The organism is Rhizobium pantanalense, assembly GCF_030182525.1.
Lineage (GTDB): Bacteria > Pseudomonadota > Alphaproteobacteria > Rhizobiales > Rhizobiaceae > Rhizobium.
Genome location: NZ_JAQJCH010000007.1, coordinates 255,056 through 279,691, shown reverse-complemented (window position 1 = coordinate 279,691; position 24,636 = coordinate 255,056). Strand labels below are relative to the sequence as shown.

At 61.2% G+C, this 24,636-nt stretch carries 21 protein-coding genes; 11 read left to right on the top strand and 10 right to left on the bottom strand.

The window, feature by feature from the left end; genetic code table 11:
• Positions 1–78 precede the first annotated feature (78 nt).
• Together PH558_RS20345 and PH558_RS20340 are read left to right on the top strand one after the other, a co-directional pair.
• On the top strand, positions 79–897 hold the full coding sequence (locus PH558_RS20345) for an ABC transporter ATP-binding protein (RefSeq protein WP_285206183.1): 819 nt from the start codon (positions 79–81) through the stop codon (positions 895–897).
• Positions 898–910: 13 nt separating this feature from the next.
• Entirely contained in the window at positions 911–1,792 is an 882-nt protein-coding gene (locus PH558_RS20340) for an ABC transporter permease (RefSeq protein ID WP_095433068.1), read from the top strand.
• A 248-nt stretch (positions 1,793–2,040) separates the two neighbouring features.
• Here the strand turns inward: PH558_RS20340 and PH558_RS20335 are convergent, their stop codons facing one another.
• The 4 genes from PH558_RS20335 to PH558_RS20320 all read right to left on the bottom strand — a co-directional run bounded on the left by PH558_RS20335 (position 2,041) and on the right by PH558_RS20320 (position 7,478).
• Positions 2,041–3,456, bottom strand: a complete 1,416-nt coding sequence (locus tag PH558_RS20335) for a sensor histidine kinase (RefSeq protein ID WP_285206182.1) — start codon at positions 3,454–3,456, stop codon at positions 2,041–2,043.
• A complete protein-coding gene (locus PH558_RS20330) occupies positions 3,446–4,114 on the bottom strand; it encodes a response regulator (protein WP_095433066.1) in 669 nt (222 codons plus the stop codon). Before PH558_RS20330 ends, PH558_RS20335 begins: the two co-directional genes overlap by 11 nt.
• 63 nt (positions 4,115–4,177) lie before the next feature.
• Positions 4,178–5,968, bottom strand: coding sequence for an alpha/beta fold hydrolase (locus PH558_RS20325; protein ID WP_285206181.1), 1,791 nt, complete (start codon positions 5,966–5,968; stop codon positions 4,178–4,180).
• 10 nt (positions 5,969–5,978) lie between these two features.
• Entirely contained in the window at positions 5,979–7,478 is a 1,500-nt protein-coding gene (locus tag PH558_RS20320) for a lipopolysaccharide biosynthesis protein (RefSeq protein ID WP_285206180.1), read from the bottom strand.
• A gap of 204 nt (positions 7,479–7,682) precedes the next feature.
• On the opposite strand from PH558_RS20320, the gene PH558_RS20315 reads away from it, so the two are divergent.
• Positions 7,683–8,537, top strand: a complete 855-nt coding sequence (locus PH558_RS20315) for a glycosyltransferase family 2 protein (protein ID WP_113407895.1) — start codon at positions 7,683–7,685, stop codon at positions 8,535–8,537.
• Here the strand turns inward: PH558_RS20315 and PH558_RS20310 are convergent.
• Together PH558_RS20310 and PH558_RS20305 are read right to left on the bottom strand one after the other, a co-directional pair.
• Positions 8,504–9,706, bottom strand: a complete 1,203-nt coding sequence (locus PH558_RS20310; RefSeq protein ID WP_285206179.1) for a glycosyltransferase family 4 protein — start codon at positions 9,704–9,706, stop codon at positions 8,504–8,506. The genes PH558_RS20315 and PH558_RS20310 overlap by 34 nt on opposite strands.
• 596 nt (positions 9,707–10,302) lie before the next feature.
• Positions 10,303–10,539 (bottom strand): Lrp/AsnC ligand binding domain-containing protein, encoded by a 237-nt coding sequence (locus tag PH558_RS20305; protein ID WP_069614817.1) that lies wholly within the window; start codon positions 10,537–10,539, stop codon positions 10,303–10,305.
• A gap of 207 nt (positions 10,540–10,746) precedes the next feature.
• On the opposite strand from PH558_RS20305, the gene PH558_RS20300 reads away from it, so the two are divergent.
• The 3 genes from PH558_RS20300 (at position 10,747) to PH558_RS20290 (ending at position 14,790) form a co-directional block, all read left to right on the top strand.
• Positions 10,747–12,030, top strand: coding sequence for an NAD(P)/FAD-dependent oxidoreductase (locus PH558_RS20300; RefSeq protein ID WP_285206178.1), 1,284 nt, complete (start codon positions 10,747–10,749; stop codon positions 12,028–12,030).
• A 153-nt stretch (positions 12,031–12,183) separates the two neighbouring features.
• Entirely contained in the window at positions 12,184–13,716 is a 1,533-nt protein-coding gene (amaB, locus tag PH558_RS20295) for an L-piperidine-6-carboxylate dehydrogenase (RefSeq protein WP_285206177.1), read from the top strand.
• Positions 13,717–13,800: 84 nt separating this feature from the next.
• Positions 13,801–14,790 carry an Ldh family oxidoreductase gene (locus PH558_RS20290; protein ID WP_285206176.1) on the top strand — a complete coding sequence of 330 codons (990 nt, stop codon included), beginning with the start codon at positions 13,801–13,803 and terminating at the stop codon, positions 14,788–14,790.
• Positions 14,791–15,127: 337 nt separating this feature from the next.
• Here PH558_RS20290 and PH558_RS20285 read toward each other — a convergent pair whose 3' ends face one another.
• From PH558_RS20285 to PH558_RS20270, 4 genes are all read right to left on the bottom strand, one after another.
• Positions 15,128–16,444: a glucoamylase family protein gene (locus tag PH558_RS20285; protein ID WP_285206175.1), complete on the bottom strand. Its 1,317-nt coding sequence runs from the start codon at positions 16,442–16,444 to the stop codon at positions 15,128–15,130.
• Between the two features lie 277 nt (positions 16,445–16,721).
• Positions 16,722–17,285, bottom strand: coding sequence for a TetR/AcrR family transcriptional regulator (locus tag PH558_RS20280; protein WP_095433057.1), 564 nt, complete (start codon positions 17,283–17,285; stop codon positions 16,722–16,724).
• 1 nt (position 17,286) lies between these two features.
• The gene (locus tag PH558_RS20275) at positions 17,287–17,751 is read right to left on the bottom strand and encodes a nuclear transport factor 2 family protein (protein ID WP_285206174.1); all 465 of its coding nucleotides are present in this window, start codon (positions 17,749–17,751) and stop codon (positions 17,287–17,289) included.
• A gap of 82 nt (positions 17,752–17,833) precedes the next feature.
• Positions 17,834–18,697 carry a DMT family transporter gene (locus tag PH558_RS20270; RefSeq protein WP_285206173.1) on the bottom strand — a complete coding sequence of 288 codons (864 nt, stop codon included), beginning with the start codon at positions 18,695–18,697 and terminating at the stop codon, positions 17,834–17,836.
• A gap of 108 nt (positions 18,698–18,805) precedes the next feature.
• Here PH558_RS20270 and PH558_RS20265 point away from each other — a divergent pair, with 108 nt between their 5' ends.
• The 5 genes from PH558_RS20265 to PH558_RS20245 all read left to right on the top strand — a co-directional run bounded on the left by PH558_RS20265 (position 18,806) and on the right by PH558_RS20245 (position 24,632).
• The gene (locus PH558_RS20265; RefSeq protein WP_285206172.1) at positions 18,806–20,215 is read left to right on the top strand and encodes an aminotransferase-like domain-containing protein; all 1,410 of its coding nucleotides are present in this window, start codon (positions 18,806–18,808) and stop codon (positions 20,213–20,215) included.
• A gap of 160 nt (positions 20,216–20,375) precedes the next feature.
• Entirely contained in the window at positions 20,376–21,032 is a 657-nt protein-coding gene (locus tag PH558_RS20260; protein ID WP_041678005.1) for a response regulator transcription factor, read from the top strand.
• Entirely contained in the window at positions 21,029–22,405 is a 1,377-nt protein-coding gene (locus PH558_RS20255) for a sensor histidine kinase (protein WP_285206171.1), read from the top strand. Before PH558_RS20260 ends, PH558_RS20255 begins: the two co-directional genes overlap by 4 nt.
• A 104-nt stretch (positions 22,406–22,509) precedes the next feature.
• The gene (locus PH558_RS20250) at positions 22,510–23,193 is read left to right on the top strand and encodes an MtnX-like HAD-IB family phosphatase (protein ID WP_285206169.1); all 684 of its coding nucleotides are present in this window, start codon (positions 22,510–22,512) and stop codon (positions 23,191–23,193) included.
• Between the two features lie 20 nt (positions 23,194–23,213).
• The gene (locus PH558_RS20245; protein WP_285206168.1) at positions 23,214–24,632 is read left to right on the top strand and encodes an aspartate aminotransferase family protein; all 1,419 of its coding nucleotides are present in this window, start codon (positions 23,214–23,216) and stop codon (positions 24,630–24,632) included.
• Positions 24,633–24,636 lie beyond the last annotated feature (4 nt).

Genomic DNA, 24,636 nt, shown 5'->3' with positions numbered 1-24,636 from the left:
GAAGCGGCGGTTCTAGAGACTTCGCAGTTCACTGGGCTTTGCGTGCACGCCCTGAAGGCACGCGTCAGGATCAGCACCATGCAACAGGATGAACGCCGCACCCCGGCGATCGAGCTCATCAATGTCAGCCGCCGTTTCGTATCGCCGACCGGCAAGTCGCTGACCGCACTGCGCGATTTCAACATGACCGTCGAGCGCGGCGAATTCGTCGCCGTTGTCGGCCCGACGGGCTGCGGCAAGTCGACGACGCTCAACCTCGTCACTGGCCTTGCCAAGCCGAGCGCCGGCGAAGTCCGCCTGATGGGTGGCCCGGTTAGCGGCATCGACCGGCGCGTCGGCTTCGCCTTCCAGACGGATGCGCTCTTCCCTTGGCAGAATGTCATCGAAAACGTCATGGCCGGCCCGTTGTTTCGCGGCAAGTCGAAGGCTGAGGCTGAAAAGATGGCCAGGGATTGGCTCGCCCGTGTTGGCCTTTCGAAGTTCCTGCATCACTATCCGCATCAGCTCTCGGGCGGCATGCGCAAGCGCGTCTCGTTGGCGCAGACCTTCATCAACGAGCCGGAAATCCTGCTGATGGACGAGCCTTTCTCGGCGCTCGACGTGCAGACCCGCACGGTGATGCACGAAGAACTGCTGAAGCTCTGGGCCGAGCGCCAGGCGTCCGTCGTCTTCGTCACGCACGATCTCGAGGAAGCCGTCGCGCTCGCCGACAAGGTCTATGTCCTGACGGCCGGCCCGGCCACAGTCAAATCGGTCTATACGATCGACCTGCCGCGCCCGCGCGTCGTCTCGGAAATCCGTTACGAGCAGAACTTCATCGATTATTGCAAGACGATCTGGGACGACCTGCGCGAAGAGGTCGAAACCAGCTATCGCCGTGCCGCGGAAGCGGCATAAGGGAGGATTGATCATGGCAAACACAGCTCTCGAAGCAGGCAATGCCCCGATCTTCCGCGCCGGCACCTCGGACGCGGAAATCGAAGCCGCAGCGCTGAAGGCGCTCGCTCGTCGCAAGTATGTCGTCAAGGCATGGCAGATCGGCATTCTGCTTGCCATCCTCGGCCTCTGGCAGCTCGCCTCCGACCTGCACTGGATCGATCCGTTCTTCTATTCGAGCCCTTACGGCATCGCACTGCGCCTCTGGGAGTGGGTCGTCGACGGGACCGAAAGCGGTTCGCTCTGGTATCACCTCGGCGTCACCATGGAAGAAGCGCTGATCGGCTTTATCATCGGCTCGGTGACTGGTGTTCTCGTCGGCGTCGCCCTCGGTCGCAACAAGCTCGCCTCCGACATCCTCTCGATCTACATAAAGGCGATCAATTCGATCCCGCGCGTCGTTCTCGCGCCGATCTTCGTGATGATCATGGGTCTCGGCCTGGCGTCAAAGGTGGCGCTCGCTTTCATCATGGTGTTCTTCGTGGTGTTCGCCAATGCCTTTCAGGGTGTTCGTGAAGCCGACCGCAACATGATCGCCAATGCCCGCATTCTCGGCGCTTCGAACTGGCGGGTCACCCGCAACGTCATCCTGCCCTCGGCGATGAGCTGGATTTTTGCAAGCCTGCACATTTCCTTCTCCTTCGCCATCATCGGCGCCATCGTCGGCGAGTTCGTCGGTTCGTTGGCCGGCATCGGCTACCTGATCTCGATCGCCAAGGGCACCTATGATGCTGCCGGCCTCTATGCCGCGATCATCCTGGTGATGGTGGTGACGCTCGGCGCCGAATACGTCATGACCCTCATCGAGAACCGCATCACCCGCTGGCGTCCGCAGCAGAGCCTCGACACGCATTAAGGGTCGATTTTCTGGCATCTCCCAAGGCCAGGGGCCGGGCGTTTCGCCCGGCCTTTTTGTTGGTCGGAAGACAGGGCCATCCTCGCCCTTCGAGGCTTCGCTCCTCAGGGTGAGGATGGAGTGCGCGCCGCATCGTATAGCTAGTTTAGCATGCGGTCTTGCGCAGAAAGTTAGCCCTTATGGTGAGGAGGCCTGCAAGGGCCTTCTTGAACCATGAGGGCGGGTGGTGGGCAACCGGGCCTCGTGCCTCAAACAGCCGGTAGCCGCACGCGGACCAGCAGGCCGCCACCCGTCGCTTCGCCAAGCGTGACCGAGCCGCCGGCGCCATCGACGACTTCGCGGACGATGGCGAGCCCCAGGCCGCTGCCTTCCGGCTCGGTGCCCATAATGCGATAGAAGCGTTCGAAAACCTGCATGTGTTCGGCTTCCGGGATGCCCGGTCCGTTGTCCTCGACCCATAGCAGAGCCGTATCGTCCTCTCGGCCAACACCGACCGTTACGCGGCCGCTAGGCTGCGTGTAGCGCAGCGCATTGTCGACGAGATTGACTAGCATTTCGCGCAGCATGGTGCCGTCGCCCTCGATATGCACCGGCGCCTCGCCGGCCTCCAGCCCAAGGTCGATATTGCGCCGCAGGGCTTCCTCGGCGAGCGTTTCCAGCACGCGCCGGGCAGTTTCCGCCAGATCGATCGTATCGCTTCGTGGCCGGCGGCTGCCGGGCTCGGCGCGTGAAAGCGTCAGGAGCTGGCTGGCGAGCCGCGTCACTTGCCGCGTGCTGGACCGCAATGCCGTCAGCGCCTCGTCGCGCTTGATATTGTCGGTTTCGCGCGCAGCAAAGCTTGCTTGCGTCGAGATTAGGGCGAGCGGCGTGCGTAGTTGATGGGCGGCGTTCGAGACGAAGCGACGCTGCGCCGCCATCTGGTTCTGCACCCGCTCCATATGATCGTTCAGGGCGTGGACGAGCGGCCGAAGCTCGTTCTGCACCATGTGAGGGTCCAGCGGATCGAGGCGCTGGCGGCCGCGCTCGCGCACGGCGTCGCGCAGGCGCAGTACAGGGGCAAGGCCGCGTTGCAGGCCGATGATGGTTACCACGCCGGCGAGCAGGACGAGAGCAAGCTGCTTGGTGAAATCGGACAGCCAAAGCCTGCGGCGCATGGCATACTGGCTGTTGTGGGTAACGGCAACGGTGACGGAAATCGTGCTGTCCTGATCGAGGCCAACAACCGGGTGGCTCAGCATGAGTACCCGGACGCCGTCGGTCCGAAACGTCATGTCCTCGCCGTTCAAATCCCGTTTCGGTCGTGGCAGATCGGGAAAACCGGCGATGAGGTTCCCCCACGCCGTGACCACCTGATAGAAGACGCGGTCGCCATAGCCGGTATCGAACATTTCCAGCGCAGCCGGCGGAATGTCGATCTGCACGGTGCCGCTTCCGTCGACATGCGTCGCTTCCGCGATGACGCGAGCGGAGGCGAGCAGCGTGCGGTCGGTGACAAGATCGGCGGTCGCATCGGCCGAACGGAAGCTTAGATAAAGGTTGATGCAGATCGCGCCGATCAAGGTCAACACGACCCAGGCAAACAGCTGCGCGCGAAGACTACTGGCTACCCCGCCCAAGGCGCGGCTTACGAGGCCTTTGGATGGAGACGTCTCGTCATTGCGCATGGCGGAGGAGGTAACCCAGGCCGCGCAGCGTCGCGATCTGTACGGAGCTGCCTTCGAGCTTCTTGCGGACGCGATGCACATAGATCTCGATGGCGCTGGTGTCGGCGAGATCGTCGAAGCCGAAGACGCTTTCCGAGAGCGTCGCCTTGGTGACCGTCGTACCGGCTTTCATGACGAGATGTTCGAGCACGGCATGTTCGCGCGGCGTCAACGCCAGAGATTCGCCGGCCAGATAGAATTGCCGCGTGCCGCCATCGAATACCAGGTCACCGACGGCGATCTCCGGGGCGGCGCGGTCGTGACCGCGGCGGACGGCCGCACGTATGCGGGCTTCCAGCTCGGCAATCTCGAAAGGCTTGGCGAGGTAATCGTCAGCGCCGCTGTCGAGGCCGGCAACACGGCCATCGAGACTGGCATTGGCCGTCAGGATGATGACCGGCACCTTGTTGCCGCTCTGGCGCAGCCGCTTCAGCAGCGTCAGCCCGTCCATTTTCGGCAGCGACAGATCGAGGATGACGATGGCATAGGCCGCCACTTTCAGCATGTGCTCGGCATCTTCGCCATCATAAGCGATGTCGACGACATACTGTGCCTGACGCAGCGCCTTGCCGAGCCAGGATGCCAGTTCGCGGTTGTCTTCGACGATCAGGAGCCTCATGGGGCGACTATACAGCAAGTGTCGGATATGGCGAACATTTCCGGCGATTTTCCAGCCAGTGGATCATCGGTTGGCGAGCCTCAGGCCCATCTCCCTGACCTCTCTCAAATAGACCTTGCGCGCATAGGGCGGCGTCAGATTGTGGTCGGCCTCGGGAATGATGGTGAGGCGTATGTCCGGAAAATGCTTCAGGCCCGCGCCGTTCTCGCCGAACTGGTCATGCAGATGATCGAGGCCGATATCATGGGCGCTGTAGATCAGAGACATGTCGACGCCGCGTGTGGCAAGCGTGCGGAAACCACCCAGCACAGGCCCTTGAGCCGCAGCGAAGATGGGGAACGTGCCGAGCAGCTGGCGAACCGTTCGTATCGCCCGCCGACCGAACCCGGTCGCCATGTTGCATATGGCGCTTCTTGCATCGATCTGGCCGCCGAAGAGCCGCTTCAGCGTTTCCATCTGCAGAAGCTTGCGCCCGTAGGTTTCGAGCGATCGGGGAGCGAAGCGCAGCGCTTCATCGACCGATCGGCTCTCGTCCCAATGGAAGCTGTAGGGATTGACCGTGATGAGGCCGCGGCAGCGCGCATCGCGTAACGCTGCCTGAAAGGCGAGATAGCCGCCGCTGCAGCGTCCTACCACATAGGCCGGCAGCAGGCCCCGCTTCTCCAGCATGTCCAGCGCTTCGGCGACATCCCGATGCTGGTCACGGGAATAGAGCACCTGCTCGGGTGCCCCGGAAAGCGGCGGGCTGTCGCCGACATTGGCCGTATCGAAACGCAGGGATGCAATGCCGTCACGAGCGAGCGCACGCGCCATGGTGACCGACATCCGGCCCCAGCCGGCATGTCTGTCATAGGCTGTCGTCAGGAGCAGTGCGGTCGCGCCCTTTCGGGCACCTTCGGGCTCGCAGAGAATGCCGAACAGGCGGTTGTCCGCGCCGAAACGCAGCGGCCTTTCGCGAAAGCCTCCGCCGATCAGAGGTTCCGCGACCGGCGGTGTAAGATCGGTCGATGTGGCCTCACCGGTTTTGGCGGCGACCGACTGTACCCATTCGACTATTTTCCGGCCGGTTTCGGCTGGCATGGTGGCGATGGTCGGGTTCGAGACGAGATCGTCGTAACCGTCGTAGGAAGTCTGCGTAACCTCGGGGCCGAGCGTTTTCAGATGGTGCGCAAAGTCGGAGTCTCCGGGGCGGCCCGGGCGCGTCAGTACCTGGCAATTCGGTGTCGCGAGCCGATCCAGCGTCATGAGGTTCAGCTTTTTCACCGCATCGGCGGCACTATCAGGCATGCGCAGGCTGGCGACCGTGACGCCCTCGGTCTGACGCTGCGCTTCGGAAAGGCCCATGCTCTCATCGATCATCTTCGACCAGACGTTCAGTTCGCGAAGATAGGCGCGGCCTGAAACGACGGGTGCAAGAAAGGCGACGCCGTCAATGCCGTCAAGCCGTTCGGCGAGCGTGGCGGCAATGGTTCCGCCAAGCCCCTGGCTGACGAGAACCAACCGCTCGCAGCCGGAAAGCGCTTTCAGTTTTGCCGCTGCCGCGAGGGCGGTTTCATGCCACGGCTCCAGACCCTCGCCTTCATCGGCCACGTCAAGCGCATCACCCGTACCGGCATAATCGAAGCGAAGACTGGCAATGCCGATATCGGCAAGATCCTCAGCCAGAATCCGCCAGAACTTGCGTACGCACATTTCCTCGAAGCCCCAGGGGCTGAGAAACAGGACGGCGGTGTTGCGTGACGGTGCCATGGCCGATGTGAACAGGCCGACCGTTCCGGCGAAGGTTACCGGGGCCGCTGCCGATCTTGACGGCCTTCCTTTGTCTTTTTCCTCGGCGGCTCCCCAACCAGCCATGCTAGTCTCCTCACATTCGGCGTGGGGCCAATAGGGCCAGAGCCTGAGTGGCAATCGGATTGATACGTGCAGGCAACCGCGTCGCGATCTTCTGCATGACCTCGATATCTTCGGCTGGAACGGCTTTCAGCATTCTGAGCGCAATGCCATAGGCTAGAGCGCCGGCGATGATGGCGCCCACGAGACCTGCGACACCGGTCAGCGCCTGAACGAAACCATAGGCTGCAACCGCACACAGAATGGCAGCAACCGTGACTTTTGCAAGGTTGATGAGCATACCGTGCGTCGATCCTTCGAATTCCATGCGGCGTACCGTCATCAGGCACAGGGCGACAAAGGCGAGCAGACGGACCAGTGCCGCACCCTCGCCTCCGAAAAAGGGTACGGCGATGACGCAGCCGATGACCATGATGACGCTGGCGATGACGCCGAGGACGGTGCGTTCGCGCACGCGATCCAGCGAATAAAGATATTGCGTGCAAATCTGCATGAAGACATAGGGCACCGCGGTCAGGGACAGCAGCGCCACCATGCCGCCGCTTGGCGCAAAGGCCGGGCCGAAGATCGTCACGACAAGCTCTGGCGAAATGGCGGCAAGTCCGAAGCTCATCGGCAGGGTGATATAGGCTATGCTGCGCGCCACGCCGGCAAAGACCTCGACCGGCAGCTTGTCCGATGCCCGGGCATGCATCTGTTCGGAATAATAGGGCAGAAGGCTGCCGCTCAACTGCACCGGCAGCTGCAGTGCCAGATTGGCGAGCGACAGGCCGACGGCATAAAAGCCGACCGCTTCGATGCCCCAATAGCGCTGCAGGAAGACGAGTTCGATGCGATTGAGGAAGATCGAGCTGTTGATGAGTTCGATCGAGAGGATAAGCGACGAGCCGATGAGAGCGGAAAGGCCGACGCCGCAACTGTTCTTGCGCGCGATCGCAATCCGAAGCGTCGCGATGAACATCGGCAGCTGCCCAATCGCATAGCCGGCGAGCGCGCCGCTGACGCCGAAGAAGATCGCTCCCGCAAGGACGGTAACGAGCTGCAGCGCCGAACTTATTATGGTGATGCGCAGGAAAGCGCCGACTTGCTGCTCGCCGATCAGATAGTTCTTGCTGTAGGCGCCGAGAGACTGAAGAACGAAGAATACGCCCGTGATGGCAATGACTTCAGATGCATCGCCCGCCCAATGCAGCCGCTCCGTGTCCCAATAATAGGCGGCGTAGCCTGCAAGCAGGATCACGGTTGCGAGAATCGTCGGCTGCAGAAGATACGCGGCAAAACCAAGCCGTTCTTCAGTCGAATAGCCGTTCCCCTTCAGTTGGGGCAGAATGCGCAGCAGGGTAACGCCGGCGCCGAGCTCCGCGATCAGCGCTCCCGTCGTCGTCAGCCAAAGGGAAAAGGCGATGATGCCGTTTGCCTCAGGACCTAGCAGGCGCGCCGCTATGATCGAACATGCAAAGCCGGTCGCAAGCAGGGTCAATCCCGCCGCCGCGTTCAAAACCGAATTTGTCATTATGCTCTTCGTCATGAAGATAGACCGTTCCTCAAATTGCCGGAACCTACCGCACATGTCCGGCTTTTCGTGGAGATAGCGTCAGCTCTATTTCATATGCCTTAATATTTAGGGTTTAATGCTGCGCTAAGTTCATTTTTTACTTCGGCTAATATTCTTTCTCTCTGATATTGGCCGCTCCCAAGGCTTGTGCGGAGGGTCTCATTGTTCAGCCTCATCGTCTGCACGATCGATCGGTTCGATCAGCTGGAACGGCTATTCCGTTCGCTGGTGGGGCAGAGTCATAAGGATTTCGAGGTCATCGTCGTCGATCAGAATCTCGACGACCGGCTGCACGAGCTTATCGGACGCTTTTCTCCCTCCTTCCTCATTCGCCATGTGCGTTCGCCGAAGGGACTTTCGCGGGCGCGCAACAACGGCATGGCCGTCGCGGCAGGCGATTACGTCTGTTTTCCCGACGATGATTGCTGGTACGAGGCCGATACGCTTTCGACGGCCGCGACTTTGTTTGCCGAGCACCCCGACCTCGCGATCGTCACCGGCCGAACGCTCGATGCCGAAGGTCTTGCCTCCGTCAGCCCGACGGGCGAGACGCGGCTTGCGCTGACCCGGTGGAACTATCTGAAGTGCGGCAATTCCAATGGCATCTTCGTGCGCCGTGCCGCATTGGCCGATATCGGCGGTTTCGACGAGGATCTCGGCGTCGGTTCGGAATCGCCGTTCCAGAGTGGCGAAGAGGCGGATTTCCTGCTGCGCGCGCTTGGCGCCGGCAGACAAGCGATGTTCTTCCCGGAATTGATCGTCCATCACGATCAGGTCACCAGCGAATATGGCCCACGGCAGGTGGAGCGTGCACGCAAATACGGACGCGGCTTCGGCGCGCTGATGCGCAAGCAGGCGTTTCCCTTGTATTATGTCGGCTACCGGCTGTTTCGCCCGGCCGCCGGCTGGCTGGCGGCGCTGGTGCGCTTCAATGGCGATGCTGCCCGCTACAAGCGGGCCTGGCTCATCGGCATTCTGGAAGGTTATGCCACCTGGCCACGGTGGCGCAGGAACTGAGGCGACTTGCCCTTCGGGGTCAGGGTTTCGGCATAGATGTCCATGTAGCGCTGGGCGACCTCGTCCCAGGCATAGGCGCGGGCATCGCGCAACAGCTCCTGTCGCAGGCTTAGATCGTCGCTCTGCAGGCGCTCGAACGCGGCGGTCAGCGCATCGGCGGCGGCTTCGGGATCGGAGAAATCCGAGAGCATGAGGGCCGGGTGGGTTTCGGCCATCGCCTTATAGGCTTCGTTGGCGTTCAGCACCGGCAGCAGGCCGGCGCTCATCGCTTCGATCGCCACCAGACCGAAGCCTTCGTACTCGGAGGCCGAGGCGAAGAGCGATGCGCGGGCGATGATGTTGCGGATCGAGCCTTCGTCGATCGAGACATGCAGCGCGACATTGCGTTCCAGATTGCGAACGGCAATTTCCTTTTCCAGCGTCGCGCGGTCGAGATCCGATTCGGCGCCGATAACGTCGAGATGCCAGTCCTCATGGCGGCCTGCCAGCACCTTCATGACGTCGAGCAGGTGATCGAGCCGCTTATTGACCGAGAAACGGCCTATGGTGACGATGCGGCGGCGCGCTTCCAGGGCAGCGCAATTGGAAAACTTGCCGACATCGGCGCCGTTTTCGATCAGGTGGACGCGACTTTCGGCAATCTGCCCAAAGAGCCGCGCGTCGGATTGGCTGCAGCAGATGAGAGAGGCATAGCCGAGTGCGGACAGCCGCGTTGCCGTGTTGAACCAGACCTTCTTGATGACCGCATATTTCTGCGTGTGGAAGAAGCCGCCATGGGTGGTGGCGACCATGGGCCGTCCGTGCATCAGCTTGCCCCAGGCCAGCGCATCGAAGAAGAAATCGACGGCGTGGACATGAACGAGGTCGGCATCGGCCAGATGGCGAAAGACCTTGGGCGCCAGCGGATAGCGGCTGGAGCCGGACCAGGGAATGCGGACGATTTCGATGCCGTCGATTGTCTCGCTTTCGGCAAGTTCCCGGCCGGGATCGGAAAACAGGCTGTTGCAGGTGACAACGCGCACGCGATAGCCGCGAGAAACCAGCTGGCGGCACAGATTGGCAACGACGTCTTCAAGACCGCCCTTGTTCGGCAAGAACTGGCGCACGACGTGCACGATCAGCGGCCCGGCCTGCTTGTTTGCCTGAGTATCCGCAACAGCCGATGTCATCGATCCACCCTCGACCCCTATGCCGCGCCATGCACCGGCAATCCGGCGCTGCAGCGCGCCGCCCGTTGATCAGTCGGCAAAGCAGATCATCAGGTCGGTTAAAAAGGGTTTAACCACGGCCGGAAAGCCAAGCGGTTTCGGACAAGAGGGTTAATGTCGGGGCGTTGGCGGGGGGTGGAGTGAGCTTGTCTGGTGATATGTTGATACCGGATCATTGTGCCTGACCCCTCACCCTAGCCCTTCCCGTTTTGACGGAGAGAGGGGACTAATCCTGTGTCTGCCTTGTGCTCGTGTCCTTGCCACTGAACTCAATGAACTCCCTCTCCCCGTTAGCGGGAAGGCAATCGCATATGAAATGAGGTCGTTGCCGCGTTCCCCTTCTCCCCTCGGGGAGAAGGTGCCGACAGGCGGATGAGGGGGCTGCCAAAAGCACGAAAATCCACGAATTTAAATCGGTCAACCCCCTCATCCGACCCTTCGGGCCACCTTCTCCCCGAGGGGAGAAGGAACTTGCAGCGCCCATCTGCCTAATATGCGATTGCCCTCCCCGCAAGCGGGAGAGGGATGGGGTGAGGAGCCTGTCTAATAGGAGTGTTTTAAAACGCTCGGAAGGTCAGCGTCGTCAGCGAGCGGATGATGCCTGGAATGTTGGCGATGTGATCGTTGATGAACTTGCCGATATCCTGCTCTTCGGCAATGTAGACCTTCATCAGCAGATCGTAGTCGCCGCTGGTGGAATACAGTTCCGAAACCAGCTCCGTCTGGTAGATCGCATCGGCGACCTCATAGGTCTTGCCGGGGGCGCATTGGAGCTGAACGAAAATGGGCTTCATGAGAATGTCCTGCTTCTGTCTGCCGCCGCCATAGCGGCCGGCTCTTCTCTATCATGGTCGAAAGCGCCTTCGCCATGCAAGTTTTTCTCCAGAGCCGATGATTTTTTGGCATCATGCCATGTCCATCGGATGTCGCTCTTGCCGCTTCCGCAACTTCGAGCATAGCGCTAGATTGGCGCGATTATCTCTGTCGATTGGACCGATTTCATGCTGAATGACCCGCGCTCCCATGGTCTTTGGGAAAAGACCGCTCCCCCACCGCCGGCAACGAAGCCGCTTTCCGGTGATGTCCATGCCGATGTCGTGGTGGTTGGCGGTGGCTATACCGGTCTTTCGACGGCGCTGCATCTGGCGGAAGCCGGCACCAGCGTCGTGCTGCTGGAAGCCAATGAAATCGGCTTTGGCGGCGCGGGCCGCAATGTCGGCCTCATCAACGCAGGGATGTGGGTGATGCCGGATGATCTTCCCGGCGAACTTGGCGCCGTCCATGGCGAGCGGCTGCTCGATCTGCTTGGCAACGGGCCGAAGCTGGTCATGGAATTGATCGACAAGCATGGTATCGCCTGTGAACTCGAGCGCAACGGCACGCTGCATTGCGCCGTCGGGCCGGAGGGGCTGAAGGAAATCGAGGAGCGCGCCCGGCAATGGGGAAAGCGAGGCGCGCCGGTCACGGTGCTGGATGCGCGGGAGACGGAGCGTCGCGTCGGCAGCTCGGCCTATGCCGGGGCGCTGCTCGACATGCGCGCTGGCACGCTGCAGCCACTTGCCTATGCGCGGGGCCTTGCCCATGCCGTCGTCAAAGCCGGCGTTGCCGTTCATACCGGCAGCCGCGTGACCGCTACGGAAAGAAGCGGCGGGAAATGGCTGGTTTCGACCGATGGCGGCAAGGTCAGCGCCGATTGGATCGTGGTGGCCACCGACGCCTATAGCACCGGCCCGTGGGAGATGGTGCGGAACGAACAGGTGCATCTGCCCTATTTCAATTTCGCCACCGTGCCGCTCGGCGACAACTTGCGCAAATCCGTGCTGCCGGGCCGTGAAGGCGCCTGGGATACCAAGGAAGTGCTCTCGTCCTTCCGCATGGACCAGGCCGGCCGGCTCGTATTCGGCAGCGTCGGGGCGCTGCGCAATACGGGTCTTACCATTCACAAGAACTGGGCTCGGCGCTCGATCAGAAAGCTCTTTCCGCAGTTGGGCGATATTCCCTTCGAATGCGAATGGTATGGCAAGATCGGCATGACCGACAACGCGCTGCCGCGCTTCCACAAGCTGGACCAGAATGTCGTCGGCTTCTCCGGTTATAACGGCCGCGGCATTGCGCCCGGCACCGTATTTGGCAAGGTGCTTGCGGGCCACATCCTCGGACAGATTCCCGAGGCCGATCTGCCGCTGCCGGTGACCGATATCGTCGAGCCGAGCTTCAGGGCGGCGAAGGAAATGTGGTACGAGGCCGGTGCTCAGGCCGCGCATTTCGTCGGCGCCAGAGTCTAGAGCGTGATGCCGAAAAGTGTAGGCGGTTTTCGGACGATATCACGCTCTACTTCTTTGATTCTAGAGCGGATTCAGATTTTAGGTCGACTCGACCTAAAATCATCCGGCTCTAGGGCAATTCCGGGAACCAGGATTACGGGAAGAGGAAACAAGATGACTGCGACATCGGATCTTGCTGCCGAAACCAAGGCCATTCTGACTGAAATCGGCGTGGCGGCCGATCGCTATACCGGCGGAACGCTTGCCGTGACGTCTCCTGTGACAGGCGCCGAGATCGGCCGGCTGAGGGAGCATTCGACTGATGAGGCGAGTGCTGTGATCGCGGCGGCACACGACGCGTTTCTGTCCTGGCGCAATGTGCCGGCGCCCAAGCGCGGTGAGCTGATCCGCCTGCTTGGTGAAGAGTTGCGCGCCGGCAAGGCGGCTCTTGGCCGTCTCGTTTCCATCGAAGTGGGCAAGATCACCTCCGAAGGTCTCGGCGAAGTGCAGGAGATGATCGATATCTGCGATTTCGCCGTCGGTCTTTCGCGTCAGCTTTATGGCCTCACCATCGCTACGGAGCGCCCCGAGCACCGGATGATGGAAAGCTGGCATCCGCTGGGCGCGATCGGCATCATCTCGGCCTTCAATTTCCCCGTCGCAGTCTGGTCGTGGAATGCAGCACTGGCCATCGTCTGCGGCAATTCCACCATCTGGAAGCCATCGGAAAAGACGCCGCTGACGGCGCTTGCCGTGCAGGCTCTGTTCGAAAAGGCATTGAAGCGCTACGCCGAGGGCGGCGAGGCACCCGGCAATCTTTCGACGCTGCTGATCGGCGGCCGTGATCTTGGCGAGTTGCTGGTCGATCATCCGCAGGTGCCGCTGGTTTCGGCGACCGGATCGACGGCCATGGGCCGCGCGGTCGGCCCGCGTCTTGCCGGCCGTTTCGCCCGCGCCATCCTCGAGCTTGGCGGCAACAATGCCGCCATCGTCTGCCCGACGGCCGATCTCGATCTCACCCTGCGTGGCGTTGCCTTTTCCGCCATGGGTACGGCCGGCCAGCGCTGCACGACGCTGCGCCGCCTCTTTGTTCACGAAAGCGTCTATGACCAGCTCGTTCCGCGTCTGCAGAAGGCCTATGGTTCGGTGACGATCGGCAATCCGCTTGAAGCCGGTACTCTGGTCGGTCCGCTGATCGACAAGCAGGCCTTCGACCGCATGCAGGCGGCCCTTGCGGCTGCGAAGTCGGCCGGCGGCACGGTGACGGGTGGCGAACGCATTGAATGCGGCTCTGCCGATGCCTTCTATGTCCGCCCGGCCCTTGTCGAAATGCCCGAGCAGACCCGCCCGGTGGAGCAGGAAACCTTTGCACCGATCCTCTATGTCATGAAGTACAGTGATTTCGACAAAGCGCTGGCACTGCATAACGCCGTGCCGCAGGGCCTGTCGTCCTCGATCTTCACCAATGACATGCGTGAGGCTGAGACCTTCGTCTCCGCCCGTGGCTCCGATTGCGGCATCGCCAATGTCAATCTCGGTCCCTCCGGCGCCGAGATCGGTGGCGCATTCGGCGGCGAGAAGGAAACCGGCGGCGGCCGCGAATCCGGTTCGGATGCCTGGAGGGCCTATATGCGCCGGGCGACCAATACGATCAACTACGGCCGTACCCTGCCGCTTGCCCAGGGCGTCAAGTTCGACGTGGCGTAGCGCGAGAGCCTTGCTGCATTGCGATGGAGAGGATGAAGGCGTAGAAAGCCTTTGTCTTCCCATATGTTTTCAAGGTCTTGTCCGATGCATCTGTCGCTTGCCGAAGCCGAAATATTGGTCATGGAGGCTTTGCAGCGAAACAGGGTTAGCGCCGAGAACGCCCGTTCGGTGGCTGTCGCGCTCGTTGCGGCGGAGGCTGCCGGGCAGGGTGGCCATGGTCTGCGCCGCGTCCCCGCCTATGCCGGCCAGGCCAAGGTCGGCAAGACCGATGGTTTTGCCAGGCCGCAGCTTAGCCGGCCCTTTCCCGCCGTGCTGCGCATCGATGCCGGCAATGGCTATGCCTATCCCGCGCTCGATCTTGCCGTTGCCGAGCTTCCGGCCGTCGCTCGTGAGGAGGGGATTGCGCTTGCCGCCATCAGCCGCTCCCATCATGCCGGTGTCATGGGCCTGACGGTGGAGCGTTTTGCCGATCAGGGGCTGGTGGCGCTGATGGTTGCCAATGCGCCGGCCTCGATGGCGCCATGGGGCGGCAAAACACCGGTCTTCGGCACCAATCCGATTGCTTTCGCCGCGCCGCTGCCTGGCGAGGAGCCTGTTGTTATCGATCTCGCGCTGTCCAAGGTAGCGCGTGGCAAGGTGATGGCGGCGCGGCAGCAGGGTGCCTCCATTCCATCGGATTGGGCTTTCGACCGCGAGGGGAGGCCGACCACGGATGCCGAAGAGGCCTTGGCCGGCACGATGATCCCGGCTGGCGATGCCAAGGGTGCGGCACTCGCTCTGATGGTAGAGATCCTTGCTGCCGGCCTGACCGGTGCGAACTACGCCTTCGAGGCCTCCTCGCTCTTCGACGACAAAGGCGCTCCGCCGGCGCTCGGCCAAACGATCATCGCAATCAATCCGGCTGCGACGAGTGCCGTAGATACGGCGCAACGGCTGGCCTTGCTGGCAGGCGAAATCAGCCGAGATCCGAATGTCCGCCTGCCGGGTCGGCGCGGGCAGAGTTTGCGGCGTCTTGCACTGACGGAGGGGATTACTGTCGAGGACGAGGTGATCGCGGCGATCGAGAGGCTTTGAGGTGATGGTCGGGTGAGTGTGTGTTTGCCGTGCCTTCGGATACGGCCCCTCAACCCAGCCCTCTCCCGCCGGCGGGGCGAGGGAGTTATCGCGCAAAGCAGGGCGCTACACGGATGAGAGGCAAGCAATTCCAGGAAAAGTGCGTAGCGGTTTCCGTCCGGAATTGCGAGAGAACAAAGAGATAGAGCATTTCGCGATTCGAAGAAAAGTGAAACGGCTCTAGTTGGTTGGCTCTATCGTCCCCTCGCCCCGCTTGCGGCGAGAGGGCTAGGGTGAGGGGCCAGGCACATCGTCACGACATTGACGGAGACGCCTGACTGCGACCCGCGATCCGCTCTCACGCGATGGCCGGCTTTTCATCCAGCCAGCCGCCGGTGAAGCCGGCGCGTTCGAGGCCGGTGCGGAGGATCGGTGATTGCCGCATCAGGTTCCAGATCATGCCAGTGCGGGCGTTTTCGATCATCATGACGAGCAGGCCCTGGTCGATGGCGACGGAGCGATCATCTACCCATCCTTCCGGGCCGGGACCCTTGACGCTCGGATTGAAGCCGCCGGGGAAACGGCCGTCGAGCAGCAGGTTGGGATAGGTCGAAAGCAGCGCCCGCGTGCCGTCGAGTGCGGCCTGGCGGTCGAAAGCGAGGCAGGACAGCGGTCCCCATGGGGCGATGGTGCCGTCGTCGGGACCGAGCGGAGCGCCGCGGGCGGCATAGCCGAAGACCTTCGGGGCATAGCGCAGGCTGTGCTTGGTGCCTGTCGGGTTCGGGCCGTCACAGGCGGAAAGGCCCCAGATATCCTTCGTATAGCCGACGAAATGGCCGGGATTGCGCTCGGTATAGTCGCGCTGCACCGATATCGCCGTCTGCGTATTGCGGAAATAATCGATGTCCTTGTCGGCGACATGCTTGTCGCGGATGCCGCGAAAATCGATCCAGGCATGCGAGAAGAGGTGGATGAACAGCGGCCCGGCATAGAGGAAGGGCGTGTCCTTGAACATCATCCAGGTGTAGGTCGAGGCAAAGGCGTCGTAGCTTGATGGCGGGACGGGATGCGTCGGCGAGGCCAGCGCCAGCACATAGAGGAAAATCGCTTCGTCATAGCCCTGATAGCGCCAGCGCAGAAAGCCGCTTGCCGGCTTCCAACCCATGCTGATGGTCTGGCCCTTGTTCAGAGCCCAACGCCAGTCGCAGCGCTCGTAGAGAAATTTCGCCTGCTTGCGGAGATCGCGCTCGACCTGGCTGTTTCCGGTGAAATAAGCGGCTGCGGTCAGCACGCCGAGCAGCAGCAGACCGGTGTCGATGGTAGAAAGCTCGCTGTTCCAGGCGCGGTTGCCGGTCTCCATATAGAGGAAGTGATAGTAGAAGCCGCGATGGCCGGTGGCGCCACGCTCGGTGCCCTGATCGCTGTTGGCGAAGAAATCCAGGGCGGCCAGCACCCGTTTGGCCGCATCGGCACGGCTGATCCAGTTGCGCTCGACGGCGACCGGATAGCTCGACAGCGCAAAGCCGACCGCAGCAATGCTGCAATGGCTTGTCTTGATGGAGGTATCCGCCACCAGTCCGTTTTCCGGATTGGTGTAAAGCATGAAATAGTCGAAGGCCGAACGTTGCAATCGGTCGATCAGCGCGTCGTCGGTTTCAGTTACCTGCTGCAGCATCTTCTATCCATCTCCTCGATGCTCCCATTCCCTGCTGAACATGGGAGCTTGGATAGTTGCAAATCAAACATGATTAACGATGACATACTTTTGTGGAGGATTCTTTAATATCAGTGGGTTGTTGAGGTGGTCATCCCCAACCCTGAGGGCTTGAAGATGCCTTTCCAGGTGATTTTCGGCGATATCGCCAGCAGAAGCGCACAAATAGCAGTCGGCGCGAGCCTGTTCGACAAGGGCGAAGCATTGGCTGTGTGGTGATTCGTGTCGATGAAATGGTTTAGCCAAGCGCCGTTTCCAGCCGTCGCTTCAGCCGCGCCAAGGTTCTGCCAAACACTGCCTCATCTCCAAGGGCTCTGGCAAGGGTCAAAGCGCCCTGTATGCCGATGACGGCCTCTTCGGCGAGCATTTTCGCCTCGATGCCCGGCACGCCGGCCCTGAGCAGAGCGCCGGCAAGCGCTTCGATCCAGCGATGGAAATAGCCGTGAATGGCGGTGGAAAAGCGATCACGCGTTTCGTCGAGCGCGAAGGCGCCGATCAGGCAGACCCGGCGGCCGGAGCGGAAATAGCCGTCTGTCGTCTCCCACATGCGGGCAATCGCTGACCCTGGCTCGCCCTCTTCCAGCGGCTTGAACATCTCCGTCACGAACCAGGCATCGATATTGGCCATGATCTCGGCGGCCATTTCTTCCTTACCGCCCGGAAAGAAGTGATAGAGGCTGCCCTTGGACAATTTCGTGCGGGCGGTGATCTCGCTCATCGACGCCCCTTCGTAGCCGAGTTCGCGAAAGACTTCGGCAACGAGGGCGATGGCATCGGATCTTTCGAAGACGGTACGCACCATCTCAAAGGCCGAGATCGGAGAGGCCGGGATGATCGTCCGGACGGCGGCCGAGCGGCCAGTGGAATTTTCGGTCTTCTTCGCTGATCGGCATATCGTTGATGGAGGCGAAACGGCGCTGCATCAGGCCGTCGGCATCGAATTCCCAGTTCTCATTGCCGTATGAGCGGAACCAATGGCCGCTGTCGTCATGCCATTCATAGGCAAAACGCACGGCGATGCGATTGCCCTCGAAGGCCCAGAGTTCCTTGATCAGCCGATAGTCGAGTTCTTTTGCCCATTTGCGCGTCAGGAATTCGACGATTTCCTTGCGGCCGCGCGGGAATTCGGCGCGGTTCCGCCACTGGCTGTCTTCCGTATAGACCTTGGAGACGCGTTCCGGATCGCGGCTGTTCCAGCCATCCTCAGCCATGCGGACTTTAGCGATCGCGGTTTCGCGGGTGAAAGGCGGGACGAGTGGGGTCGGCATGATTGGCTCCTTATAAACCGATTTGTCTTTACTAGACTGATCGGTTTAGAAAGTCAAACGCTGTGATTTGCCGGTGATGGACTCAATGGGCGAATTTTCGCGCTCCGGCGACGCAGGCGACGACGGCCAGGGTTACGACGAGCATCGACCAGCTGACGCTTTCCTTAAGGAGGGCTGCGGCAAGCGCAAAGCCGAAAAAGGGCTGCAGGAACTGCAACTGGCCGACGGCTGCAATGCCGCCCTGGGCGAGCCCGCGATACCAGAAGACGAAGCCGATCAGCATGCTGAAGAGCGAGACATAGAGGAGGCCGAGCCAGGCAGGGCCGCCGATGCCGTCAATGCTGTGCGGCATGGTCATGAAGCAGAGCGCGACGGTGACGGGCAGGGACAGGACGAGAGCCCAGCAGATGACCTGCCAGCCGCCGAGTCGGCGTGAGAGGACTGCGCCTTCGGCATAGCCAAGACCGCAGACGATTACGGCGGCCAGCATCAGAAGGTCGCCGACCAGCGAGGCCGACACGCCTTGCGCAAGCGCGTAGCCGCAGACCAGTGCACTGCCGAGGATGGAGAATATCCAGAAGGCCGGGCGTGGCCGCTCACCGCCGCGCATCACGCCGAATATGGCGGTTGCCAGCGGCAACAGGCCGATGAAGACGATGGAATGAGCTGACGTGACATGCTTGAGCGCCAGTGCCGTCAAGAGCGGAAAGCCGACGACACAGCCGAGGACGACGATGATGAGCGAGGTGATATCGCCGCGGGTCGGGCGCTTTTCGCGAAAAGCGAACAGGAGGCCGAGGCCCAGGAGGCCGGCGATCGCGGCTCGGGCAACCGTCAGGAACAGAGGGTCGAAATCCATCACGGCCACCCGCGTCGCCGGCAGGGATCCGCTGAAGATCACCACTCCCGTCAAACCATAGATCCATCCTGTCGTCGTCTTGTCCATCGCGCATGCTCCTTCTTGATCTTCGCGGTATCGACGCATTTGTCTGGCCAAGCCAGAGACGGTGCAGTACAATCCATAGGAACTGTTATGGTATAAGGGGCAGTACGGATGGATGGTCTGTTGGTGGCAAGCGCAGGTGGCGGCACGCGCATCGAGGGAGTGATGGGTGCGATTTCCGACCGTATCGCCACTCGCAACCTGATGCCGGGCGCGCGGCTTCCCTCTGTGCGCAGCTTCGCAAAGACGATGCAGGTGTCTGTTTCCACCGTGGTCGAGGCCTATGAGCGGCTTGCCGCAGAGGGTACGATCCGTTCACGGCCGGGTGCCGGATTTTATGTCTGCGGCCCACTGCCGCCGCTTTCCTTGTCCGAGACCGGAGCAAGATCGGATCGCAACGTCGATCCGCTCTGGATTTCCAGGCAATCGCTGGAGGTGGGAGACGATGTCCTGAAGCCCGGCTGCGGCTGGCTTCCACCCTCCTGGCTGCCGCAGGCGGCGTTGCGCAAGGCGATGCGAATGCTGGCGCGTGGAGACATGGGAGCGCTTGCCAATTACGGGACGCCGCTGGGCCTGCCGCCGCTGCGGCAGCTGCTCGCCCGGCGCCTTGGCGAACATGGTATCACGGTGCCGCCGGATCAGATCCTGCTGACGGAATCCGGCACGCAGGCGATCGATCTTCTCTGCCGTTTCCTGCTTGAGCCGGGCGATACCGTGCTCGTGGACGATCCCTGCTATTTCAATTTCCATGCGCTCTTGCGGGCGCATCGTGCCAATGTCGTCTCCGTGCCCTTCACGCCCACGGGGCCGGATGTCGAGCTGTTCGGGCAGATCCTCGAACGGCACAAGCCGCGGCTCTACATCACCAATTCAGCTATCCACAATCCGACGGGTGCGACGCTCTCGCCCGTGACGGCACACCGGTTGCTGAAGCTGGCGGATGCTGCCGGGCTGACGATCATCGAGGACGATATCTTCGCCGATTTCGAGGATGTTCCGGCGCCGCGTCTCGCTGCCTATGATGGGCTCGACCGGGTGATCCATATCGGCAGCTTTTCGAAGACGCTTTCGGCCTCGGTGCGTTGCGGCTTCGTCGCGGCGCGGCGGGATTGGATCGACGGGCTTGTCGATCTGAAGGTCGCCAGCAGCTTCAGCTGCGGGCAATTGTCGGCCGAGCTTGTCCATCTCGCACTGAAGGACGGCAGCTATCGCCGGCATGTCGAGGCCCTGCGGGTACGGCTTGCCAAGACCATGGCGGAGGTGTCGACGCGGCTGGAGGCGATCGGCATCGTGCCTTGGCTGAAGCCCCGGGCCGGGATGTTTCTATGGTGCCGGCTGCCGGAAGGGCTCGATGCCGCCGATGTCGCGCGTGCCTGCCTTGCCGAAGGCATCGTCCTTGCGCCCGGCAATGTTTTCAGCCTCTCGGATACGGCCGGACGCTTCATGCGCTTCAATGTCGCGCAGTCGACTGATCCCCGGATATTCGAGGCGCTGGAGGCCTCCATACGGAAACTGAGATAGCATTTTCCGCCAGTGGATTGCCGAGCGTTTTCGGCCTGTTCGGGAGATGCACGATGCTCTGCTCTTGCCAGGCGGAAATGATCCGTCATAGCTTTGCCACATCGCCGCTCCAAACGCGGCCCACATCGGCTATGAAATATTCGGCTAAATGAGGTTGGTCGTGCGCGTTCTGCTAGTTGAAGACGACAATATCCTCGGATCATCGCTGAAGAAGGCGCTGGAAAAACACGCCTACGGCGTCGACTGGATGCGCGATGGCGAATCCGGCCTCGAGGCGGCGGCGCATTCTCATTTCGCGGCGATCGTGCTCGATATCAATCTGCCGCAGCTGAGCGGCATGGAGGTGCTGCGGCGCATCCGCCAGCGGGGAAATTCCGTGCCCGTGCTGCTGCTGACGGCGATGGATTCCGTGCGCCAGAAGGTCGAAGGCCTCGATGAGGGTGCCGACGACTACCTGGTCAAGCCTTTCGATCTCGATGAGCTGCTGGCGCGGCTGCGCGCGCTCATCCGGCGGCGCGACGGGCGGACCGAAAGCGTCATCCGCTGCGGCGACGTGGAGGTCGATCCCTCCGCCATGGTGGCGCGCAAGGACAATGTGCAGGTCCATACCACGGCAAAGGAATTCCATCTCCTGAAGCTGCTGATGGAGCGCAGCGGCCGGTATGTGACGAAAAACGATATCGAATATGCGCTCTATGACGCGGAAAACACCGTCGAGAGCAATACGATTGAAGTGACGATCTATAATCTGCGCAAGAAGCTCGGCACCGATTTCATCAAGTCGATCCGCGGCGTCGGTTACATGATCGAGCGATGAACAATTCCACGCTTACCCGCAAGCTGTTTCTGCGCATCGCGCCGGTCGTCGTCGTGACGATCGTCGTGATCGCCGCTTTCGCCTTCAACAGCGCGACGCGGGAGATCAACAATATCTACGACGCCCAGCTCATCGACGATGCCAACGTGATCTGGAGCCTGCTGCGCCGGCCGCTGGAGAAGAATCCGGACCACACGGCAAAGCAGATCGACGATATCGACTTCAACATGGACAATCAGCTGGCCTTCAATGAGGACGCCGATGATTATGCCGATGCGCACATGTTTCGCGCTTGGGTCGATGGCAATATCCGCTTCTACAGCAGCACGGCCTTTCTCTCCGATGTACCGCAGCAGAAGGTCGGCTTCACCACGCTGACCTATGGCGGAGACGAGTGGCGCGTCTATTCTCTGCCGATCCCGAACACGACCATCGTGATCGAGCTTGGCGAAAAGATCGCGCTTCGCGAAACGCTCGTTTCCAACATTCTCCTCAATCTGTTCTTTCCGCTGCTGATGCTGGTGCCGGTCATCGGCTTTCTCATCTGGCTCGGCATCAATAGTGGTCTGCGCACCATCCACGGGCTGGTGCGGCAGATCCGCACGCGATCGCCCGATGATCTCTCGGCTATCCCCGTCGAGGAGCTGCCGCGCGATCTGCTGCCGCTTGGCCGCTCGATCAACCAGCTGCTGGAAAAGCTCGCCCAGTCGCTGACGCTGGAGCGGCGCTTCTCCGACCTTGCCGCGCATCAGCTGCGCACGCCGCAGGCGAGCGTGAAACTGCTTTTGCGAATGCTCGAAAACAGCGATAGCGATCAGGAGCGGCAGGCGATCATTTCCGATCTGGTGGCCAGCAACAACCGCACCATCCATCTGATCGAGCAGCTGCTGCGGCTCGCCAGGGTCAGCCACCATCCCCTCAATCTGACATCGGTGCCGCTCTATCACTGGATGGCGTCGCTCATTGCCGAATTCGGCAACATCATCACCAGCCGCGAGCTCGAGGTCGTGCTCGAAGGGGACGAGCCGATCCAAGTCAGGACGGATGAGTCGCTGCTACGCATGCTGGTCACCAATCTGCTCGACAATGCCATCAAATACACGCCGGTCGGAGGGGAGATCAAAGTTTCGATCGCTTCGGAGGACGGTTTTGGCTGCATTTCCATCAGCGACAGCGGTCCCGGCATTCCGCCGCATGAGAGGGAGGCGGTATTCCAGCGCTTCTATCGCCTCAACACGCTTCACACGGAAGGGGCCGGCCTCGGGCTCGCTATCGTTGCGGATACGGCGGACCGTCTCTCGGCAACAGTCGATCTTTCTACTTCACGTTTGGGCAATGGTCTTAAGGTCGATCTAAGATTGCCGTTGAGTTAAAAGTACAACGTCTCGTCGTTTTTCATTTTCGCATCATTTTCCCCTCATGCCCGGCTCATCTGAGGTTGTTAGACGCAACTTAGGATTAAGCGAAGGGGTATTTCATGCAGGTGTTTTGCGATTTTGATGGAACCATATCCATCGAAGACGCGACGGATATGGTGTTGTCCCGTTTCGCCGGTTCCGAGTGGGAAGATATAGAGCAATTGTGGAAGCAGGGGCAGATCGGCTCCGGCGAATGCATGCGCAGACAGATCGCTCTCATTCAGGCAAGCCGGGGCGAGCTCGACCGGTTTCTCGACACGCTGTCGATCGATTCGGGCTTCGAGAGTTTCCTGTCCTTTTGCCGCCGCGACGAATTGCCTGTCACGATCGTCAGCGATGGTGTGGACTATTTCATCCGGCGCATCCTGGCGCGTCACGGCATCGAGGGTCTGCCGATCGTCGCCAATGTGCTGACTTGCAGCGTTTCGCAGGGGCGCGAATCCTATTCGCTGTTCCCGCCATTTACGGCGACCGGCTGCGTATCCGGTGCCGGTGTCTGCAAATGCCGCGTCGTCGATAGCAGCGACCTGCAGGTCTATATCGGCGACGGGCGCAGCGACTTTTGCGTTTCCGACAAGGTCGATCTCGTTTTCGCCAAGGCCAGGCTTGTCGATTACTGTGAGGAAAACGGCATTCCGTATGTCGGCTTCGAAGACTTCTCCGATCTGCTTCCAAAGATGGAAGCCGTTCTCCCGAGCGTCGAGCGACGCTCCCGTGCACTGCCGCAAGTCAAGACGGCGTGAACCAGACCAAGAGGCATTGAATGAAAACGAATGTAGCCGAAGCCTTCAGCGGCGAGACCGAGTCCGTCCGCTCCGAAGAGGAATTGCGCGCTCTTGAGGAGCTCTATTGCTCCCATGGCGATACGGTTCACTACACGGACAAGCCCAAATTCTTCGAGGAATGCGAAGGTTCCTTTGTCTACGATCGGACCGGCACACCGTTCCTCGATCTGCAGATGTGGTACTCCGCCGTCAATTTCGGCTATCGCAACGAGCGCCTGAACGAAGCCGCCCATCGCCAGCTCGGCCGTCTCCCGCAGGTCGCCTCGCAATATCTGCATCGCGAGAAGGTGGAGCTTGCCGCACTGATCGCCCAGGATGCCGAGCGCAAGTTCGGCCGTAAGGGCCGCGTGCACTTCAACGTCGGCGGCTCCCAGGCCGTCGAGGATTCCCTGAAGCTCGTGCGCAACTATACGGGCGGCAAGAGCCTGATGTTCGCCTTCGAGGGCGGCTATCACGGCCGCACGCTCGGCGCCTCGGCGATCACCTCGAGCTACCGCTATCGCCGCCGCTACGGCCATTTCGGCGATCGTGCCCAGTTCGTTGAATTCCCCTATTACTTCCGCGGCCCGAAGGGCATGTCGAAGGAAGAATACGGACATTACTGCGTCCAGAAATTCGCCCGCCTGTTCGAGAGCGAATATAACGGCGTCTGGGACCCGAAGGCCGGCAAGTCCGAATATGCGGCCTTCTACATCGAGCCGATCCAGGGCACGGGCGGCTACGTCATTCCGCCGATGAACTTCTTCGTCGAACTGAAGAAGGTGCTCGACGATCACGGCATCCTGCTCGTCGTCGACGAAATCCAGATGGGCGTCTACCGCACGGGCAAGCTCTGGTCGATCGAGCATTTCGGCGTTTCGCCGGATGCGCTGATCTTCGGCAAGGCGATCACCAACGGCCTCAATCCGCTTTCCGGCGTCTGGGCTCGCGAAGAGATGATCAATCCGGAGATCTTCCCGCCCGGCTCCACGCATTCGACCTTCGCCAGCAACCCGATGGGCACCGCCGTTGCGCTCGAAACGATGAAGATGCTGGAAGAGCAGGATTTCGGCGCTGCGATCATGGAAAAGGGCGCGCATTTCCTCGACGGACTGAAGCAGCTGCAGAAGCGCCATGCCATCGTCGGCGAAGTCGACGGCCTAGGCCTCGCCCTGCGCATGGAAATCTGCAAGGACGACAGCTACACGCCGGACAAGGCGACGCTGGACTGGATGTGCGATGAAGGCATGAAGGGCGACCTTCAGGTCGGCGGCAGGACCTACGGTCTCGTGCTCGATGTCGGCGGCTACCACAAGAACGTCATCACGTTTGCTCCCAACCTGCTGATCACCCGCGAAGAGATCGATCTGGCGCTTTCCCTGCTCGATCAGCTTCTGACGCGTGCTGCCCGGAGATAAGACG